Source organism: Curtobacterium sp. YC1 (genome assembly GCF_016267665.1).
Taxonomy (GTDB): Bacteria; Actinomycetota; Actinomycetes; order Actinomycetales; family Microbacteriaceae; genus Curtobacterium.
Window position 1 is genome coordinate 168,674 of the sequence record NZ_CP066341.1, and the last position, 19,528, is coordinate 188,201.

At 65.1% G+C, this 19,528-nt stretch carries 19 protein-coding genes and 1 tRNA gene; 13 read left to right on the top strand and 7 right to left on the bottom strand.

The window, feature by feature from the left end:
- Window positions 1–58: 58 nt before the first annotated feature.
- Window positions 59–268 carry a transcription antiterminator/RNA stability regulator CspE gene (gene cspE / locus I8920_RS00895; RefSeq protein ID WP_017887662.1) on the bottom strand — a complete coding sequence of 70 codons (210 nt, stop codon included), beginning with the start codon at window positions 266–268 and terminating at the stop codon, window positions 59–61.
- A 279-nt stretch (window positions 269–547) separates the two neighbouring features.
- Here cspE and I8920_RS00900 point away from each other — a divergent pair, with 279 nt between their 5' ends.
- Window positions 548–931 carry an SseB family protein gene (locus I8920_RS00900; RefSeq protein ID WP_198657339.1) on the top strand — a complete coding sequence of 128 codons (384 nt, stop codon included), beginning with the start codon at window positions 548–550 and terminating at the stop codon, window positions 929–931.
- Window positions 932–935: 4 nt separating this feature from the next.
- Here I8920_RS00900 and radA read toward each other — a convergent pair whose 3' ends face one another.
- Together radA and I8920_RS00910 are read right to left on the bottom strand one after the other, a co-directional pair.
- Complete coding sequence (gene radA, locus I8920_RS00905) at window positions 936–2,297, bottom strand: DNA repair protein RadA (protein WP_198657340.1); 1,362 nt, start codon at window positions 2,295–2,297, stop codon at window positions 936–938.
- 10 nt (window positions 2,298–2,307) lie between these two features.
- Window positions 2,308–3,273 (bottom strand): SGNH/GDSL hydrolase family protein, encoded by a 966-nt coding sequence (locus I8920_RS00910; protein WP_232832773.1) that lies wholly within the window; start codon window positions 3,271–3,273, stop codon window positions 2,308–2,310.
- Window positions 3,274–3,446: 173 nt separating this feature from the next.
- Between I8920_RS00910 and I8920_RS00915 the strand changes: the two genes are divergently transcribed.
- The 5 genes from I8920_RS00915 to I8920_RS00935 all read left to right on the top strand — a co-directional run bounded on the left by I8920_RS00915 (window position 3,447) and on the right by I8920_RS00935 (window position 8,416).
- Window positions 3,447–3,536 (top strand) — tRNA-Ser (locus I8920_RS00915).
- A 487-nt stretch (window positions 3,537–4,023) separates the two neighbouring features.
- Entirely contained in the window at window positions 4,024–4,191 is a 168-nt protein-coding gene (locus tag I8920_RS00920; protein WP_198657341.1) for a hypothetical protein, read from the top strand.
- A gap of 198 nt (window positions 4,192–4,389) precedes the next feature.
- Complete coding sequence (locus I8920_RS00925; RefSeq protein WP_198657342.1) at window positions 4,390–5,847, top strand: hypothetical protein; 1,458 nt, start codon at window positions 4,390–4,392, stop codon at window positions 5,845–5,847.
- Between the two features lie 440 nt (window positions 5,848–6,287).
- Entirely contained in the window at window positions 6,288–6,863 is a 576-nt protein-coding gene (locus I8920_RS00930; RefSeq protein WP_232832901.1) for a tyrosine-type recombinase/integrase, read from the top strand.
- A gap of 335 nt (window positions 6,864–7,198) precedes the next feature.
- Window positions 7,199–8,416, top strand: a complete 1,218-nt coding sequence (locus I8920_RS00935) for an STAS-like domain-containing protein (protein ID WP_198657344.1) — start codon at window positions 7,199–7,201, stop codon at window positions 8,414–8,416.
- 194 nt (window positions 8,417–8,610) lie between these two features.
- Here the strand turns inward: I8920_RS00935 and I8920_RS00940 are convergent, their stop codons facing one another.
- Together I8920_RS00940 and I8920_RS00945 are read right to left on the bottom strand one after the other, a co-directional pair.
- A complete protein-coding gene (locus I8920_RS00940) occupies window positions 8,611–10,023 on the bottom strand; it encodes a hypothetical protein (protein WP_198657345.1) in 1,413 nt (470 codons plus the stop codon).
- Between the two features lie 625 nt (window positions 10,024–10,648).
- A complete protein-coding gene (locus I8920_RS00945; RefSeq protein ID WP_198657346.1) occupies window positions 10,649–10,903 on the bottom strand; it encodes a hypothetical protein in 255 nt (84 codons plus the stop codon).
- Window positions 10,904–11,045: 142 nt separating this feature from the next.
- On the opposite strand from I8920_RS00945, the gene I8920_RS00950 reads away from it, so the two are divergent.
- Complete coding sequence (locus tag I8920_RS00950; protein WP_198657347.1) at window positions 11,046–11,741, top strand: hypothetical protein; 696 nt, start codon at window positions 11,046–11,048, stop codon at window positions 11,739–11,741.
- A gap of 1,289 nt (window positions 11,742–13,030) precedes the next feature.
- Window positions 13,031–13,246, top strand: coding sequence for a hypothetical protein (locus I8920_RS00955; RefSeq protein WP_198657348.1), 216 nt, complete (start codon window positions 13,031–13,033; stop codon window positions 13,244–13,246).
- Window positions 13,247–14,014: 768 nt separating this feature from the next.
- Here the strand turns inward: I8920_RS00955 and I8920_RS00960 are convergent.
- Window positions 14,015–14,545, bottom strand: a complete 531-nt coding sequence (locus tag I8920_RS00960; protein ID WP_198657349.1) for a TetR/AcrR family transcriptional regulator — start codon at window positions 14,543–14,545, stop codon at window positions 14,015–14,017.
- 116 nt (window positions 14,546–14,661) lie between these two features.
- Here I8920_RS00960 and I8920_RS00965 point away from each other — a divergent pair, with 116 nt between their 5' ends.
- Entirely contained in the window at window positions 14,662–15,420 is a 759-nt protein-coding gene (locus I8920_RS00965; protein ID WP_198657350.1) for an SDR family oxidoreductase, read from the top strand.
- 230 nt (window positions 15,421–15,650) lie between these two features.
- Here the strand turns inward: I8920_RS00965 and I8920_RS00970 are convergent, their stop codons facing one another.
- Window positions 15,651–16,175, bottom strand: coding sequence for a MarR family winged helix-turn-helix transcriptional regulator (locus I8920_RS00970; protein WP_198657351.1), 525 nt, complete (start codon window positions 16,173–16,175; stop codon window positions 15,651–15,653).
- Between the two features lie 112 nt (window positions 16,176–16,287).
- On the opposite strand from I8920_RS00970, the gene I8920_RS00975 reads away from it, so the two are divergent.
- The 4 genes from I8920_RS00975 to I8920_RS00990 are packed head-to-tail and all read left to right on the top strand — an operon-like array spanning window position 16,288 to window position 19,523.
- Window positions 16,288–17,235 carry a pseudouridine-5'-phosphate glycosidase gene (locus I8920_RS00975; protein WP_198657352.1) on the top strand — a complete coding sequence of 316 codons (948 nt, stop codon included), beginning with the start codon at window positions 16,288–16,290 and terminating at the stop codon, window positions 17,233–17,235.
- Window positions 17,232–17,939 carry an HAD family hydrolase gene (locus I8920_RS00980; RefSeq protein ID WP_198657353.1) on the top strand — a complete coding sequence of 236 codons (708 nt, stop codon included), beginning with the start codon at window positions 17,232–17,234 and terminating at the stop codon, window positions 17,937–17,939. The genes I8920_RS00975 and I8920_RS00980 overlap by 4 nt, the downstream gene beginning before the upstream one ends.
- Before the next feature lie 34 nt (window positions 17,940–17,973).
- The gene (upp, locus tag I8920_RS00985; protein ID WP_198657354.1) at window positions 17,974–18,609 is read left to right on the top strand and encodes a uracil phosphoribosyltransferase; all 636 of its coding nucleotides are present in this window, start codon (window positions 17,974–17,976) and stop codon (window positions 18,607–18,609) included.
- Window positions 18,606–19,523, top strand: coding sequence for an EamA family transporter (locus tag I8920_RS00990; protein WP_198657355.1), 918 nt, complete (start codon window positions 18,606–18,608; stop codon window positions 19,521–19,523). Before upp ends, I8920_RS00990 begins: the two co-directional genes overlap by 4 nt.
- The last annotated feature ends 5 nt before the right edge of the window (window positions 19,524–19,528 follow it).

Genomic DNA, 19,528 nt, shown 5'->3' on the forward strand with positions numbered 1-19,528 from the left:
GGGAACAGCAACAGGCCCCGTCGTCCGGAGACGACGGGGCCTGTTCAAGCTGATGTGATCAGCCGAGGACGGTGATGTTCTCCGCCTGCGGGCCCTTGCGGCCCTCGGTGATGTCGAACTCCACCTTCTGGTTCTCCTCGAGCGACTTGTAGCCGTTGCCAGCGATCGCGGAGAAGTGCGCGAAGACGTCAGCGCTGCCGTCGTCCGGGGCGATGAAGCCGAAGCCCTTTTCGTTGTTGAACCACTTGACGGTACCGGTAGATGCCATGATGGCGTTTCCTTAGCTTTCTTGCTTCCGCCAGGGTGCGATCGCACCGACGGAGACCCCGACGGACATCGACGGGGGTGATGCGCCACGCGGGCAGGTGCCGGCGGGACGGGTTCGGGGTCAGGCCTGACGGCCAGTGACCCTGGTGCCCGGTTGAGGGGTAAACCACCTCGCCCGGACGTTGAGCGCCGCCGAAGCGGTTTCATCAGGCTAGCGTGCTGTGGGCTGACTGGCTACCCGTGCGTCCCGGAACGACGAAAATCTGGTGGAATTGAGCTGATGGCAGACAAGGAACAGCGCTTCCGGAGTGAACAGCTCGAGGAAGCCCTCGCGAAGCAGGACGTCGCTGCGGTGGCGTTCGCGCTGCGCAACGACATCGTGATCGTTCCCCGACTCGTCACCGGCAAGAAGGACATGCAGGTGCGGGTGTTCGGTCGCGAGGGGTCGGACAAGCGCATCCTGCTGCTGTTCTCGTCGGCGGACGCCTACACGGCGATGGTCCCGGACGAGAAGATCCGGCAGGTCATGGTCTACGACGGACCGCGGCTCGAGGAGTTCCTGGCCGCCCACCTCGACATGCTCGAGGGCGTGTTCTTCGACATCGCGGGCCCGCACACCATGCAGGCCGCGCCCGAGGACCTGCTGGCCGCTTTGCGCGCGTAGACCCTCAGAACGCGCGGTCGAGCTCGCGTTCGCGGGCGGACTGCGTCATCGAGAACGCGACGCGCAGGGCTTCGCGCAGGTGCCCCGAGTCAGAGCCGAGCACGGTGGTGAACCCCAGGCGAGTCGCCTCGTTCACGCGCTGCTTGGTGCCGGTGGCTGGCCGGATCTCGCCGGCGAGGCTGATCTCCCCGACCGCCGCGAGCGTGTGCGGGTACGGGCGGTCGCGCGCCGCGCTCGCCAAGGCCAGTGCGATCGCGAGGTCGGCGCCCGGCTCGGTGAGCTTCATGCCGCCCACGGTGGACACGTAGACGTCCGCGTCGGAGAGCTTCAGGCCCGCTCGACGCTCGAGGACGGCGAGCAGCATCGCGACGCGCGAGGAGTCGACACCGTTCACGACGCGTCGCGGCTGCGGCGCCGAACTCGGCACGATGAGGGCCTGCACCTCGACCGGGAGGGCCCGACGCCCCTCGAGCGCGACGGTCACGCAGGTGCCGGAGACCGGTGTTGCGTTCTGCGACATGAAGAGGCCGCTCGGATCGGGCACCTCGTGGATGCCGTCGCCGCCCATGTCGAAGCAGCCGACCTCGTCGGTCGGGCCGAACCGGTTCTTCAGCGCCCGGACGAAGCGGAGCGCCGTCTGCCGGTCGCCCTCGAAGTGGCACACGACGTCGACCAGGTGCTCCAGCAGCCGGGGCCCGGCGATCGTGCCGTCCTTGGTGACGTGCCCGACGATGAGGACGGGGAGCGCGCGGTCCTTCGCGATGCGGATCAGCGTCGACGCGACCTCGCGCACCTGTGACGTGCCACCGGCGATGCCGTCGATCGAGCTGGACGAGATGGTCTGTACCGAGTCCGCGATGAGCAGGTCGGGCTGGACCTGGTCGATCTGCCCGATGATGACCCCGAGGTCGACCTCGCTCGCCAGGTACAGCTCGTCGTGCATCGCCCCGGTGCGTTCTGCGCGCAGCCGGACCTGGTCGACGGACTCCTCGGCACTGACGTACAGGACGCGCTTGCCCGACGCCGCCGCTCGTGACGCGACCTCGAGCAGCAGGGTCGACTTGCCGACGCCCGGCTCCCCGCTCAACAGCACCGCCGCGCCCGGGACGACACCGCCGCCGAGCACGCGATCGAACTCGCCGATGCCGGTCTGCCAGCGCTGCACCGACGTGCCACGGGCCTCCGTGATCGGCCGAGCGGCCCGTGCGCCGGTCACGGCGACGGCCGCGGTGCCGCGGGTGCTCGCCGACGCGGCCGAGGAGTCCTCGACGGAACCCCACGTCTGGCACTCACCGCAGCGGCCGACCCACTTGACGCTGGTCCAGCCGCACTCGGTGCAACGGTAGAGGGACTGCGGGCGTGCCATGACGACGAGGCTAGGGCGTACGGCCGACATCACCGGTACGGTCGTCCGGTTCGTCGGGCAGCGCGATCGAGCCGGTCATGCGCTGGCGGAGCCGACCGACCGGCCCCGGCGCCGAGGCGTGGTCGAGCGCCTCGGCGCCGTCGGTGTCCTGTTCCGCTCGTGTGCTGGCGACCGCACCGGCCTCGCGCCCGAGGTTCTCGGCCTCGCGCGCCGACAGGTACTGGCGGATCGTCGCGACCGTGTCCACCCGGGCATCGACCGCCGGCTCGAACGCGCTCGCCCAGATCTCGTAGCCGCGGTCGTTCGGGTGGAACAGGTCGCCGTAGCTGTTGAAGAACGTCCGCCGCAGACCCACCCGCTTGGTGATCGTGTGCAGCGGCGCCACCGTCAACCCGAACTCGGCTGCCACGCGGTGCACGATCTCGTTGGCGACCGCCACCTTGCGCTCCCGGTCCGGCACGAACATGCAGGGCAGCTCGGCGACGATCGTGTGCGACGGCACCGCGCCGTAGATCGCGCGGATGTTGCGCTCGAACTTGTCCGGGGCGAAGTCGGCGATGTCGTTCGCGCCGATGGAGACCGTGCAGATGTCAGGGGAATGGTGCCGGAGCTTCGGCAGCTGGTCGCGCTTGGCGCCCCACGTCGTCGATCCCGAGACGCTCAGGTTCACGACGCGGACCGACATGCGGGAACGGTGCCGGATGCGGCGGGCGAGCAGACCGACGTACCCGCGCCCGGGAGCGGTCGCCCCGACGCCCTGCGCGGCCGAGTCACCGATCGCGACGTAGAGCAACTGCCCCTCGTGCTGCTGCCGTTCGCGCCACCAGTCCGCGTGGATGGGGAGCATGTCGACGACGCGTTGGGCGGCGGCGCGCTGGCCGCGGACGCCGGCGCGGGCACCGACGGCGGCAGCGCCGACGACGCCGAGGCTGCCGACGACCGAGGTGAGGAGGGCGATGAGCGTGCGTGATCTCATGCCCTGGACGGTACGCCGCGCGGTCGTGGCGGCGGCGAGGGGTGGCTGTGGGTGTGGGGAGAGCGCCGGGGGTGACCGCTTGTGGAGGGTGAGCGCCGGGGGTGACCGCTTGTGGAGGGTGAGCCGACCAGGGGTGGCGTTGCGAGCCTCCCGGATCGTGTAAGATCTTTCCCGGTACCGTGTCCGAGCGGCCGAAGGATCATGTCTCGAAAACATGTGTGGGGGCAACTCCACCGTGGGTTCAAATCCCACCGGTACCGCCACAGGAAACCCCCGTTCACACGGGGGTTTTCTTACATTTCGGGGGCGTCTTCGGTGCATCTGTGGTGCAGGCTCTGCTTAGGGCGTTGCGCACAGTGGCTCCGCCGACTGGTCGGCCCTGAACATGAGCAATATTCGACCGACGCCGCGGTTGAATCCGTGCGTCACCGAGCGGGCAGGTCGGATGAGGTTCCTGCGCCTGCATGCCTGATGGCCAGGTCGGTCTACTCGCCATTTCTCGGTTCGCGTGGCCTGGCTCGGGGTTGGACGTTTGGCGCGGCGCGGGCTAAGTCTCAGAGCCACGATGCCAGCCATGACGACCATGGCAATTGGTCTACTCGGTACATCAGGCGACTACTGCCGGAAAGCTCTCTCAAAGGCGCGGGCGGCGCTGGTGAGCCTTGTGTAGGGAGCCAGGTGGTCGAAGCGCAGTCTCTGGTCCTCGACCTGCGGATAGCGGTTCCGTGGCGGAGGCATTAACCTCCGCTCATGACCCGAGAGCAGGAGCAACTCGCTCGCGTGCAAGATATCGCAACGCGGGCTCGGCAGTTTGACCGCAACGAACCTTCGGACCCTAAAGCGTTCGCTGCGACCATCGTCGCGGATTTAGGAGAGCTCGCCGACGCGGTCGCCGAGCTCATCAAGCGAGCGGACTGATTAGCGCGACGCTCACTTTCGCCCACCCGAGGTCACCTGCTCGGCGCGGGTCCGTGAGAGAAACGGACTATTGCTGACCCTTCATGAATTTCTTGACGCGTGCGTCGGAAAAAGTTGAGCGATGCTTGCATCTTTGCACCCCACCGAGTTATATTGCGACAGCAAATAGTTCGTCGGGTAATAAGCAGGAGGGCCATGATGTCCCGAGTTTCCGAAGTATTCTTCATTGACGCCACCCAGGGCGGGCTAGACTTCGTCGACGTTGACGTAAGCACGGATGTTCCGGTATATATCGACCCCGGGGCTATACGAGCCCAAGACGGTCTATGGATCGAGGAATGTCAACAATCGCTGCAGTCCTTCTTTGGAGAGTTGCTTGCGGCTATCGCTCGCGACGATAAGGTTCGGATTGGTGACCTCATCTTTCCGCTCGTGGAACCGAATGAAACACACCTTGGTAGCAGTGTTGGCAACTCGCGCGGCATCGGCCTGGGGAATAGAACGAAGGCCGCCAAACTTATCGATGCACTTCGCACTAGTAAAGCTGCAAAATCGGGATTCTTGCGCGATCTCGATGACACAGCGCTGCTCGTACCCGGAGTCGACCGCGACATTGTTAGTGATATCACTACCAGCGTTATCCGCGCACATCTAATCGAATATACACAGAACATGGCTCGTTTCCACGAGATTCCTATGGAGCAGCAGCAGAGCGGTCCGTATTGGGACGCCTCGACCAAGAAGTGGGAAGAAGGGTTGGTGGATCTCCCTCGAGCAGAAAACGACAAGCTGCTGCTCGTGCCAAAATCTATCGTACGCGCGAATCTGACGGTTGACAAAGGGAAGTATTACCGAGGTTACCTGCGACCCTATTACGAGCAGATGGAACTTAATGATCCATCCTCGGACCTAGTTCGGATATTAAAGAATAAGAAGCGCAAGGTTGATCTCGGCCGGTTAGATGAAAGGCTTGGCACGAACAAAGCGGCCATTGTGAATCATACCGAGAGCTTCCCGAGTGCGCTTCGTGAGTATCGGGCCAATCTTGACGCAAGCGCTAACGCGCCGCTGGCGGACGAGGAGCTCCACAACAAGATTGCGACGCCGCGCGTCAACGTTCGTGACCTACTTGACAGCGTGAAAGCGATTGCGCCGGGGCCGGGCGGTGCCACGCTCTACCACAGGGCTGTCGCCAAGCTGTTCACAGCGCTGTTCGACACCTCGCTCGCGAATATGGCGATTGAACAAGAATTGCACGTAGGGCTCAAGCGCATTGATATAAGATTCGATAATGTGGCCTCGGACGGATTTTTTGCCTGGCTCGGGAAACACTATCCTTCTGCGTTTGTGGTGGTCGAGTGCAAAAACTACGGCAAGGAGGTGGGGAATCCGGAGTTTGACCAGCTAGCGATGCGATTCGCTCCAACCCGGGGTCAGGTTGGAATTCTGGCTGTGCGGACGCTGGATGATCGCGAGAAGGCGTTCGCTCGCGCAAAAGCCATTGCGGACGACGGGCACGGTTACGTGATCGTGCTTGACGATACTGACTTGGAAGACCTCGTGGGGGAGTATGAGACTCAATTCGAAACCTTCAGTCTCGGACCTAGGAAGCTTGAGGTGGTAAGAGCGCAGTTCGAGAAGCTTGTCGGTTTCTGAGGTACTAGGGAGGTTCGCGAAACCAGTGCTGCGAATTGACGAGAGGCCGAGGGCTGCCTTCGTCGGGCCCAAGGGGAGGCGGGCAGCCGTCCTCTGAGCATCTCGTTGGTGCGAGTGCGGCTCAGCCCTGCTCTACTGCGGGTCGGGCCCCTCCGAAAAGGGGTGGTAGCAATCTTTCAGACCAAGCGTCATGGTGCCGATGGCGTCCCGCCTGATCGCCGAGAGGTTGCGATACGGGACCATTACCTTCGGTGTGAGTCGCTCCCTTGAACTGGCGGAAGGCTACGTCTTGCTCAGAATGCGGACGACGCGAGTTACCCGGCCGGCAGCGCGTCCGGTCACCGTGGACGGACGGGCGACGAGTGGCTGCGTCGGTCGGAGGAGTGAGCCGGTCACCGGCGCCGTCGTCGGTACCTGGATCTATCATGCGCCGAGTGGCGATGTCGGACGAAGATACGCAGCACCATGCCACGTTCGTGCACGAAGGCGAGCGGCGGTTCATCTACGCGGCACGGCGTGACGGCGCACGTGGGCTTGTGCTACTTCCCGAGAGAGCAGCCGAGGCCCAACGGGCACTGACGAAGAGCGAGCTGATGGTGAACGGTCAACACGTCCTGGGCAGTGTGAAGTCGCATGAGCGGCGCTCCGTCGGATTTCCTGACTTCCTCGACTCGGCTGTTGCAGCGGCCTGTCGGGACAAGCACCCCGACGATCGTCTCTGGTCGTCCTCGGCCGGAGGTTTCCTCCGGCCAGGGCACTCCAGCCAGGGATGGTTCACGAAGGCCGTCCAGCGGACGATGGCTGCCGACGCAAGCTTCCGCCGAGTCACGCCATATGACCTTCGTCATACCGCTGCGTCACTCGCGATCAGCGCTGGTGCCAACGTCAAAGTGGTGCAGCGGATGCTGAGCCACAAGTCGGCGAAGGTGACTCTTGACACCTATGCGGCGCTGTTCCCCGACGATCTGGACAACGTCACCTCCGCGTTGAGCCGGCAACGAGCGGAGCAGCTGTAGTCGTGGTCGTGGTGGCCGTGGTCGTGGTGGCCGCGACCGCGGCCGTCTTGAGGCCCGAGCCCCATCGCACGACAACGTCTCGCATAGGTCACCTTGCCGGAACCAGTTTCAGACCAGCTATATGAAACAGTCGGAGCCTTGTAAGTACGTGGACGGAGACACTCGACGCTCCGTCTCGGTGAACGACCGGCTATCTGACGACCGAGCGCCTCCGGACGGCACTGCGGAGGGTCTGCACGGAGCTGCTTGTCCGGCCAGTGCTGCGGGTTGCGGGGAACGTGACACGGCGGGCCTTACCAGCATGGAGTGAGGATTAATTTATTTAGACTCGGCCCATGAAGTCGGGGTATGGGGTAGTGCACAAGATTCAAGCGTTGGACAAGCAGGACCACACCGACGACCTGATCCGCCGGATGCGAACCGTCTCGCGCGGGGACACGGTGGACATCGACTTCTCCCGAGCGGGGAAGATGTACCCGAACGGCGTGGTGCCGTTCGCCGCGGCAGTGGACTTCTACCGTTCGGCGGGGTACTTGTTTTCGACGTCGAACATGCCGCCGAACGTCGAACGAACGCACGTGATGCACCCCATGCAGGTTTCTGACTACGTCAAGCATCAGACACGGCTGACGCACAACGTATGGCAGTATCGCGACGAGTCGGAGGCGCAGACTCTTGCGGACTTGTACATCGAGGCGCTGGTCGACCAGATCCGCTGCGAGGCGGGTGTCGTCGACTCGCTGAATTGGTGCCTGTACGAGGTGATGGATAACGTCTTCCAGCACTCCAGGGCAGAGTGCGGGTACGTGATGATGCAGGTGCATAAGCATCAGCGACTGTGCGCCATCACCGTCGCTGACACCGGCATCGGCATTCAGAAGTCCCTATTGCTGAGCAGCCCCGACGGGAAGGTCGACAAGAGTCGCCTGAGGCAGGCCCACACCGCCATCGACGAGGCCGTAAAGCAAGGAGTGACCAGCAAAGGCAACCTGAATCAGGGCAATGGGCTGTTCGGGTTGCAGCGGGCGGTCGAGATCAACGGTGGCGAGCTCCGGATCACGTCGGGCAGGGGCCGGTGGACCAACGGGCCGGACGCTTCGACCACTGAGCTCAGCAGGCCGGTCCTGGACCCGGACTTGCATCAGGCGACGACCGTCGACTGGCAGCTGGACTGCTCGACCCCGGTGCGCATTGAGGACGCCCTCGGCCGATACCGCATCGGTAGCGACTTCCTCGAGTCGATCGAGACCCCGGACGGGCACCACCGTGTCGCCGTCGTCGACCTCGAGGACTCGCTCGGGTCACGGGTCAAGGGCGAGGAGGTCCGCACACGACTGCTCAATTACATTGGCGCGGGCGCACAATACCTTGTCCTCGACTTCTCCGGCGTAGGGGTGGTGTCCTCCAGCTTCGCCGACGAAGTCCTCGGAAAGTTGGCCGTCGAGCTCGGTGAGCTCGAGTTCCGGAGGCGGGTGTTCGTCGATGCGGCCTCGCCAACGAATCGGAGCCTGATCGAGCGGGCCATCGCACTGCGGTTGGTAACCGGTATCTGACGTATTCTGTCTCGTTTGGTGTGCCTGCTCAGAACTCGCTATCACCATCGAGACCCCACCGGCACCGGTAGCAATCGACTGTGCCTCGTCCCGCAGTACCGAGCTATACCCGAGCGTGCAGTAAAACGGCACGTTTCGGTACCCGATTGTCCATCGGGCCGTCTGTCGACGGTGGAACGCGCGCCATAATGTGCTCACTCGCCGTCAGCATCACCAGCCTCCTCGGCACCTTGGGTGCGGTCGAGGTGCACCGTCGCGATACAGACTCGGACAGTTCGTTGACCTCGCCTAAAACGGAGAATTGGCCAATCGGCCACGGCCGAGTCTTCCGCTTCCTCGTAACCCTCGACCTCACGAAGCCACTCGATCACGGTGGCGCGTTTCTTGTCGAAGTCGTGCTGCGCGATAAGGACCAGCAGAACGGCGGCGGTGTCCTTCGCAGTGAGGTATCCGAAGAGCTGAGGATCGAGCGCCCCCTGCACGATGGTCATGCTGGTGGCCCACTTGGCCTCGATGATGAGGACCTTTTCGGGTCCGCGACCTTCGCCGAGGACGTCCGCGCGCACATAGATGTCCGACTTGCCAGAGTGCGAGTACACCTCGCGGTTCGCGCCGGGCGTTGTGGCGTTGAGGGTAGCGGCCAGCAAGTCGCTGACTTGGTCTTCCTTAAGCCCCGCGAAGCTCCGTGGGTACCGCTCTACGCCGTTCGCCCAGAGGCGGATGATCTGCTGCACTTGCTCGAACGTGCGCTCCGCCAGCCTCGAGGGGATCGACATGGACAAATCGGCGGGTGAGGGTGCCTCCGCCGGCGCGGCGTCAGCCGCCCCCATACGGTTAGACACCTCCGCGGCGACTTCAGCGGGCGTGTCCACGTCCTCCTTCCCGCGTGCGGACGCCGCCATGACGTCAAGAGCCGGCGGCTCAGCAAACCACTCGTACGGGAAATCGAGTGACGCTGTGATCTCTTCGCGGACGCGGAACTCGTCTCGCCGCCCGTCGAGGCACTCCCGGATCCGAGTGTCCAGTTCGTCGTTGAACTCGTTCGCCTGAGCGGCGATCGCTTCGACGATGGGAGTGATGCGGCTGCGCCGATCAGTGAGCATGCCCCGCACATTGACCTTCGCCGCTTCCTCATCCACGGTCAGGTACACCGAGGTGTAGAGCATGGGGCGAGCGGTGTCGTTCGGATGACCGATCTGCCATGCGTCGTCGTAGTTGTCGACAGTCAACGCAGCGGTCGCCGACGGCGCCTCGTCCGACGCTGGCAGCGTCGGATGCGTGTCCGGCCAGTAGGTGAGGGCTTCAACGTCGCCGTCGATCTCGAAAGCAGCCCAGTGCCGGGTTGCCGACACGTAGGTGCCGTCGGGCTGACGGACGGATGCTCTGGGATCGACTCGAGCGCTTCGACCTCCGCCAAGCCGCGGAGGCATCGTCTTCGCGTCGAAGATCATCGTCGGAAGCCGGTCCCGGGCGAACTCCTCAAGCTCCTCCGTGGTTTTCAGGTCGCGAAGCGCGTTCTCGATCTTCCTCACCTTCTGCCCCAAGAACGCGGACAGGGGGCGGCGGTCGCGGACGAACGTGCTGAAGGGGCGGGTCACGTCACTCACGGTTCTATCCTCACCGATGACGTCCGTCTTGCAGGCACGATGCGGCACCGCAGGCCTGGTTGCGTGCCTTGCTCCCAGGTGTCCACCTGCGCTTCAGCTCAGTAGGGGGCACGCATTGCCGCGGCTGAGCGGCTCTGTGACCGAGCCTAGGAAAATTCTCCTGCGATTGGTGCGCGAGCGACTAGCTCACACCTTCTCAGAAACGTATGGCGAGGACCGTGTTCAGAAATGCTTGGGCCGACCACGGCCCTCCTCACCGACGGGTTCGAGGTAGTCAGCAGCCCCGAGGTGCGCCCCGTCCGAGTGAGGCTTCCGTCCACAACGATGAGTTTGAACCCATGAAGGTGGTCGAGGGCCACTCCGACGCTTGCGCGGATCTGGTCGGGGACCGAGCTGTAGGGAGTTTCGGCACGATCGCCGGCAAGGGACGAGCCCGGGCGAACGGACTGCGCCTCGGATCGCGCCACCAGGGACGCGTACCGGCGAAAGCTCAGGGAAAGCGAGCGTCGGCCCAGCTCCTCATGCTCGGACGTCCCCTGCCGATCATGCTGGCCGCCGTCGTGTGTTCCCGCTGCGGTCACATAGCCATCTTGGAGGGCCGGCACAGCGTCCGGTAGCCGATCGGCTACTGAGACAGTCCGACGCCTGTCGTTCGACTGCCCAGGACGCCCTCCACGACCCAGCACGCCAGACCCATCACGATCAGAGCGCCACCGATCCAGATCGCGGCGGGGTTACCGGCTTTCACGTTGCCGGCGATCACCGAACCACCAGTGAGCACGAAGAACAGCCCGACACCACCGATGATCGCGCTGAGCATCTTGGGTCGAGGTGATCCCTCCGCCCGGGCGATGCCGAAAAAATCGAGAACGCGTCTCATGCGGCGAGCATACGGCGTCAGGCATCCTGGTGATCGACCGTCTATCGGACAGCTTTCAACGTGGGACCACTGTTCGTAGATCAGCCCTTCCGGCGAACTGGTCGCGGCCAGCCCGTGCGTTGAGCATGCGAGGCTCAATCACGTGCCCGCCAACCGACTCCTCGAACTCGATCCGCTTCCGCTCACGTTGACGACTCACGCGGAAACAGCCGTAGCAGCGCGACGCCTGTTGGGCGCTCACGACAGTGTCCAGGGGCTGTTTGCTACATTGCATGCCGCGCGCCAGCAGAGGATTGATCGCGGAGTCTCGGTGCGGCGACTGGAACACGGAGAGGTAGATCTGCTTCGGGCGGCCATCGTTTTCGCGGGCGCGGGGCTCGATGCCGTTCTGAAGCAGCTGGTCCGGGACGCCCTGCCCCCCCTCCTCGCGTCGCACCCTGCAACAAAGACATCGCTCAATCGGTTCGTGACCGAGATGGTGCGTGGAGAGCCCAAGAAGGCGCAGCGGATTCTCGGAGCGCCGAGCGCGGACACTGCTCTACGCGCCGAGTATGTGGACTCGATTACGAAGGGCAGCCTGCAGACGGAGAAGGATCTACGCGCGGTCCGCAACTCGCTCGGCATCGCACCCTCGGGCGTGTTCGCAGACGCGCATCTCGCAACGTTTGCCGACTTCTTTATCGCGCGGAACGAAATCGTGCACGAGCTCGATCTCCAGGCGTCCGGTCCAGGGATCCCAACTAGACGGGCACGCAAGATGAGCCCGGTGCGCGACCTGGCGAACGAGGCGATCAGCATCACGGCCGAGTTCGTTGTCGCCACGGACGCCTTGCTGTAACCATCCCGTAAATGACATCCATCCTCGAGCGTCGCGAGCGTGGATCGGCAAGCGGGCGGGATCGTCATTCGGGAGTGTTCGGTCCCGGGCGTCCTATGAAGATGTTCGAGCCCCGGGGGAGGGGCAGGGAAGATTCCTGCCTCTTCCCCCGGGCTCGGAGTTTCTTAGAAGTGCCACCAGTTATAGTGGTGGTCCCAAACGAACATGACTGCCCGCACCATTACATAGCCAATCGACGCGCTGTGCTTTTTGACAAAGCCGAAGATGCTGCTTAGGGTATTTCGTGAGTTGGGGTTACGTGAGTGGCGTCCCATTCTTTCCTCGTTTCTCGTTAGTAGTTGTCATAATTTCTCCTTACCTTGACGCTAATAGTTCTCGGTAATTCTTCGTACTGATACTGATGGTATCAGAATTCACGCTGAAATTCAAGCATTCTGGCATAATTCGTCACTATTTTTTTGGAGGCAAGAAAAGCCCTGATGGGATACATAAATGTGCCGACATGTCGCTTTCAGTCGTTTTCGTAGTCGAACCAAGGTCGTGATCGACGCCGACGGCGAAGCCTTGCAGTGGCTCACCGTCGACGAGCTCGCCGCCGGCCGTCGGCCGCCGGGCGCTCGTGCGCGACTACGACCGTGAGCTTCGCGGTGCACGTCCGGACCTGGACCGCGTTGCCGCGATCTGGGCCGAGGCTGACGCGATCGAACAGGTGCAGCGGGGTCGCCGAGCGCACTGAAATTCGAACTTACGTTCGAATCCGCGGAATAATCGCGACATTGGGGAAGAACCGCAGGTATGGCACGGACGTGTCTCGCGCTGCGATCGCCGAGTTCTTGACCAGGCCCGGCGCCCGTGACGCTCACACCGGAGGAAATCGCCCCCGGGCCCGTCGTGGAGGCCCCCGGGGAGACCGTTGACAGCTGGCTTCGCTTCGTCGAGCTCCGCGTCCGGGAACGCGCCGTAGTGCTCGCCTGCACGGACCGTGCCGTGCAGGTCGAGATGACCCGGCGAAGCGGCTCGACCTGCCTTACCGCACTCATCAATTCATCGCCGCATCGATCCGATAGACCTGCATCTGCCACCGACGCGGCCGATTGCTGCGAGCCATGCCCTCGGTCCGATCTCTGGCTCCGACAAGCGGATCTGGTTGAGGCGTCGAGCGCTGCCATGAGGGACGACTGAGCGTCGACTCGATGAATTTTGCCCGCGACCGATAGCCGGGTACTCAGGAGACAGCGCGGGTCAACCTTCGGGTTGCAAGCAAGACGACGTCGAGTAAGGGAACGTGCATGGTTGCCGAAATTGACCAAGGCCGAGCCAACGAGGCAGAGCGCCGGATACAGTTCGCGGACGCTGCCCAGGCGTTGGCCGGTCACGAATTGTCGGACCAGCTATTGCGCGAGTTGAGCCATCAAGTAGCCGCTGGCGCGATCCGTGCCGACGACGCGATCAGTGCCGACATGGCGCATCTCGATGCTCAGCAGCCGTCCTCGCCTGTCACGTGACCAGGCGTCGGTTGCGCCGCGCAGCACTGGCGACGAGTTGTAGGGTCGCGGTGCATTTCGGTGCACCGCGACCTGGCTGGAGTGGGAGGCACGGGGCTTGGGTTGTCCCGAGAAGCCTGTAGTTACAGCGATCGAAGGTGTTCTCCAAGACGCGCCGAGGCGCGGCAATGGGTTCAAATCCCACCGGTACCGCCACAGAAAAACCCCGCTCCTAGGGGGTTTTCTTCATTTCACGAGCGACTCTGGTGTCGACGTAGTGGATTCCTCAGCGCACCACTCCGCGACGCGGCGGCCTCCTCCTCGGCAGCGTGGTCGGCCAGATCTCGTCTGAGCCGGTGCCTCATGTGCCTCCATCCGACCCACGAGCGTCCGCGACGAAGCGCAAGCCTTCTCATCGGTTGCCCGTGGTCCGCCGTACCGGATCCCATCGCTGCTTCGCGCTGCTCGAGATCGAGAACAGAAGCCAGGTGTGCGAACGGCTTGCTCCACAACATCCGCAGGGCGGTCCCGCTCCTGGTGTCCGAGCGCATCTCGATCGTGCCCGTCTCCAGCTTGGTCGCCGACCGCGCGCGGTCCATCGTCACAAGGCGATCCTGACCGCAGGCGCTGACGGGGGAGACCTCGCGCTCAGTCGTGTCGTCGGCGTGCGAGCGGCGTTCCATGACGACGATCTGATCGGGTCGCACGATCCTGTTGGCTCTCTCGGCACAGTGGGCGCCGACCTGGCGGCCCCTGCCTGACCCGCAGTATGCCAAGGCAGCGAGTGCGTCACCCGGCTTCGCGAACCAGCAGCCCTCCCAGGTACGTGCGGAGGACGGCGGCGGCGTCGACCGGAGCGGCTCGAGACGCGTCGTACATGAGGAGGGCATCGACGACGGCGACCAGGTCGGGCGCCGCGGCTCGCGCGTCGCTGACCCCCAATGCTTCGAGCAGTGATTCCGCCGCCAGCAGCAGAGGTCCGCGGACGGGAGCGTCCACCGTCAGCTCCCGTCGGAGCTCCTCGTCGTGACGGAGCTCGAAGAGCAACCCGAAGCGTGCAGCCTGCGCGTCGTCACGGCGCGCGAGCACGGCGAGGAACGACTGTGCGATCTCTGCAGCGCCCTCCGCGTCGAGGGCCGTGGGTATGCGCAGCCTCGCCAGTTCCTCTGCGGTGTAGTCCGCCAACCGGTCGACGATGAGGGCGAGGAGTTGTCTCCTCGTCCTGGCGTAGTAGGACGTCGAACCAGCTGGCAGTCCGGATTGTTCGTCGACGCGGCGATGGGTGAGTTTGCGCACGCCGTCGCGGGCGATGACCGTCACCCCTGCGTCACCTATCCGGCGGCGACGTTCCGAGGTCATCGTCGTTGCCCGTCTTGCTTCCACGGGCTACGATCCTAACGACTCTACAGACGTAGAGCCAGGAATTGGGGGCACAGATGCGTGTAGCGATCGTCGGCGGGGGAATCTCTGGGGACGCGATCCGGCGAGCTGTCGAGAAGCGTGGGGGAGAAGCGCTGCTGCTGTCCCGCGGGAGCGGGTTCGATCTCCTGCAGGACGACGCGGCAGAACGGCTCGAGGCCACCGGTGCCGACGCGATCGTCGAAGCTGCCGGGCACTTCACGATGAGCGGCAGGGTTGCGAAGCGCTTCTTCACCAGTTCGACGAAGGCCGTAACCGAGGCATCGCGCGTGCTGCGGGCCCGGCACGTGTTGCTCTCGATCGTCAACTGTCAGCTGCCGATCATGCAGGGCTACGGATACTTCGCGGGCAAGGCCGCTCAGGAGAAGCTTGCCCGCGAGACCAGCGAGTACCTGACGATCGTCCGTTCCACACAGTGGCACGAGTTCGCCGGTCAGAACCTCGAACGCATGAAGCTCGGACCGATCGCGATGGTGCCGAGCATGACCATCGCGCCAGTTTCCCTCGATGCAGTGGCCGGTGTCGTCGCCGAGTGCGCTCTCGATCTCCGAGCCCAGGGGGAGTACGAGATCACGGGTCCAGAGACAGCGACGCTCTGGGACATGACCAGGGCGCTGCCGAACAAGACCGTCAAGCCTTTTCCGATGACTGTTCCCGGGGGCATGGGTAAGGCCTTCCGTGACGGGGCACTCGTCCCGGGCGCGGAGGCCGAGGTCGTCGGTCCGACTTTTTCGGCATGGCTCCGTTCCGCAGCGGCCGCTCAAGGCGTGGAGTAGCGAGAGGGCTGGCTCGCCGGCCCACTGCTACGTCGCCTCGTCAGCGATGAAGTGGATCGTGACGCCTTCGAGCGCCGTGGGCACCGAAGAGGGATTCGTGCGGGTACGCGGCGCGATGGGTGCTGTTGCTCCTGGCCGCCACGGCGGACCGGGGCACGTCGGCCGACCGAACGAGAGTGGTGGCGCGAGCAGCCGACCCACCGACGCCCCTGGGGCGGCTGTGTCCAGCCTCAGGCCGGCTCGCCATCCGAGGCGATCCCTGCACCTCCGTCACCGAGCCCCCCGAGGAACTTCCGGAGGAGGATCACCATCTGTGCCTGCTCGTCCTCGCTGAGCGGTGCGATGAGGTGTCGTTCGTTCTCGACGTGACTGACGAGTGCATCGTTGACGGTTGCCAACCCCTGCGGCGTGAGCGTGACGATGACGCTGCGTCGATCAGCGGGATCGGTCTCGCGGCTGACGAGCCCCTTCGCGACCAGGCGGTTGAGGCGGTTCGTGATGGCGCCCGAGGTGACCATCGTGCTCGCGAGTACTTCGCCGACCGTCAAGCGGTGGGGCGAACCCGCTCGGCGCAGCGCCGCCAGCAGGTCGAACTCGCCGGGGAGGAGGTCGTGGTCAGCGAGGACGGCAGCGATGCGCCTGTCCAGGATCGCTTCAGCGCGGCTGATGCGCCCGATGACCGCCATGGGGCTCACATCCAGGTCTGGGCGTTCCTTCGCCCACTGTGCGAGCACACGGTCGACGGCGTCGGGCATCTCGACTCCTCCACGTAGGACTGGTTGACGGCAACTGTACGGGGACCTAGACTCCACAACGTTCAACAGTTTCACGTTGAGAAACCCGGGGGAGGGGTTCATGGGGGCCTGGATGCAAGGGATCCCGAAGGGCGCGATCCGGTTGCAGGTCGGGGAAGAGGTCGCTGATGCGCTCTCGGACGGCGGGGCCGTGCTCGCGCTCGAATCGAACGTCGTCGCGCAGGGGTTGCCGTACCCGGAGAACCTCGGGACGGCGCTGCGGGTGGAGGAAACGACTCGGGCCGCGGGCGCTGTTCCGGCCACCACGGCGGTGATCGACGGTGTGGTCCGCGTCGGTCTCACGGATGGGGAGCTCGAGCGGATCGCCACGTCGCCGACGTTGCCGAAACTCTCGACGCGGGATGTCGGGGCGTGCCTCGCGCGCGGAGGCACCGGTGTCACGACCATCGCCGCGACCATGGCCATCGCTGACCTCGCAGGTGTCACCGTCGTCTCCTCCGCCGGGCTCGGAGGAGTACATCGTGGCGCTGGTGTGACCTTCGACGTCTCGGCCGACCTTCCGCAACTGGGGCGCTCGAGGGTCATCGTCGTGTCGGCCGGCGCGAAGAAGATCCTCGACCTGCCAGCAACACTGGAGTACCTCGAGACCGCTGGGATCCCGGTGATCGGCTTCCGGTCGGACGACTTCCCGGCGTTCTACTGCAGCTCGAGCGGGTTGCCGGTGCCGCATCGTGTGGACGACCTGGCGGAGATCGTCCGGATCGCCGAGAACCACTGGGCGTTCCGGGACAGCGGCGCAGTCCTCGTGACCCATCCGATCCCGGACAGTGATGCGCTCCCCTCCGACGAGGTCGACGCAGCCATCGACGCAGCGCTCGACCGTGTCGCGGCCGAGCGCATCAGCGGTCAGCGTGTCACCCGCTACCTCCTCGACGCCGTCGACGCCGCGACGCAGGGTCGGGCGAGTCGGGCGAACGCGGCCGTTCTGATCAGCACCACCACGATCGGCGCGCAGACCGCGGTCGCGTACGCGGCTGCGGCCGAGCAGGCACGTCCGTGAACGGCGTCGAAGCGGTCCTCCTCGACCTCGACGGCACGCTCCTCGACACACCCCCGGCCATCGCGGCGGCGCTCCGGGCAGCGGTCGCGGACACCACCGGTGAGGAACTCCACCTCCCGAGCATCATCGCGCTCATCGGCAGACCGTTGCCGGTGCTCTGTGGTCTGCTCGTGGGTCGAGACGAACACGACCCGGTCACCGCCGCGGTCGTCGCCGCGTACCAGGACCGTTACCGGCGCGACATCGTCCCGAACGCGCAGGACCTGCTGTTCCCCGGGGTCGCTCTCGGCGTCTCGTCGCTGCGAGCGGAAGGCATGAAACTGGCTGTCGTCACCAGCAAGAACCATCGTGCCGCGGAGCTGGTCCTGGACTCGGCGGGCCTCCTCCCGTTCTTCGACGTCGTCATCGGCGCCGATGACGTCGCGCATCCCAAACCAGCTGCTGACGCCGGTCGTCGTGCTCTGAGCGTGCTCGGTGCCACGTCCGCGGGGTCCGTCATGGTGGGGGACACCGCGGACGACATCCGGATGGCGGCCGCGATCCCCATGCGCTCTGTCGGCGTCACCTACGGCGCCACCAGCGCGACGGCCATGGCTGCGCTGCACCCCACGGTCGTCGCGGACGACTTCCGGTCGGTCGTGTCGGTCGTCACTGTCGATCCCGCTGCGAATGATGAGGTCACCCGTGAAGAACTCGCCCGCTGAGACGCTCGTTCGGCCCCAGGCCGGTGGGCATCGCGTGCACGAACTCCCGCGTACCGACGGCCTCGTCGCGCTGCACGCAACCGCTCGGGACGTCCGCGCAACGCACCTCGAGTTCGTCCTCTCGACGCAGCGCATCATGCGGCTCCTGCTCGAGGAAGCGCTCGGGCAGCTGCAGCACACCGACAGCACGCCGACCACTCCGATCGGCGCCACGTTCCCCGGTCGCGTCCGTGTGCAGCGTGAGACGTTCGCCGTGTCGGTACCCCGTGCCGGGGACGCGCTCGAAGCGGAACTCCGGTCCATCGTCCCCGACGCACGGTTGGGGAAGATCCTCATCCAGCGGGACCCGCAGCGGAAGGTGCCGGTGTTCCACTGGAGCAAGTTGCCGGACGGCATCGCGGGGAAGGAGGTGCTCCTCCTCGACCCGATGATGGCCACGGCAGGCACCGTGAAGATGGCCGTCAGCGTCCTCGCCGCCGCCGGCGTCCGACCGGCCGACATCGTCCTCGTCAACTTCCTCACCTGCCCGGAAGCCCTCGGCAAGCTCTTCGCCGAGTACCCGGAGATCCGCGTCGTCACCAGCTTCGTCGACGAGGGGCTCACCGAGCAGGCCTTCATGCGGCCGGGCATCGGGGACTTCGGCGACAGGTACTACGGAACACACGGATGACCGCCTCGGCGTCAGGGGCACCAGCGATCGGGATAGCCGGGATCACCGCGGCTGCAGCGGTGGCGCCGATCGTGTGGGGTTCGACCTACGTGGTGACCACGCAACTGCTCCCTCCTGCCCACCCGATGACCGCGAGTGTGCTCCGCGCACTGCCCGCGGGGTTGCTCCTGCTGGCGATGCGGCCAGGGATCCCTCCTCGGGGATGGCGTCTGCGCACGGCAGTGCTCGGCATGCTGAACATCGGGTTCTTCTTCCCGCTCCTGTTCATCGCCGCCTACCGCCTGCCGGGTGGTCTCGCCTCCGTCGTCGGCGCGCTGCAGCCCCTGATCATCATCGCTCTGACCCTCCTGCTCCGATGGGGTCGACCGTCGATCGCGCACCTCCTGTGGGGGGTCGTCGCGATCATCGGGGTGTCGCTCGTCTCGATGACAGGAGGGGCGTCGTTCGACGCCCTGGGCTTCGGAGCCTCCCTCCTCGGAACCGTGTCGATGGCTGCGGGGATCCTCCTGACCCGACGATGGGGGACGCCGCCTGGCACGCATCCGTTGAACTCCACCGCGTGGCAGCTCATCGTCGGAGGCGTCGCCATCATCCCGCTCATCCCGGTGTTCGACCAGGGGCCGTGGGAGCCGACCGCTGCGGGTTTCGCGGGGTACGCCTGGTTGACCCTCATCGGTGGTGCTGTCGCCTACAGCCTCTGGTTCCAGGGTGCGCGCACGCTGGCTCCGTCGGGCATCGCGCTCCTCGGCGTGCTCAGTCCCGTCACGGCCGCGGTGCTCGGGTGGGTGTTCCTCGGGCAGTCGCTCTCGGTCCTGCAGATCATCGGTTTCGCGGTGGCGTTGGGCGGTTCGCTCGGCGGGCAGCTCACGCCGGCGTACCGATCTCGTCCAGCTCTCCGCCACGTCATCTCGTGAGTTCC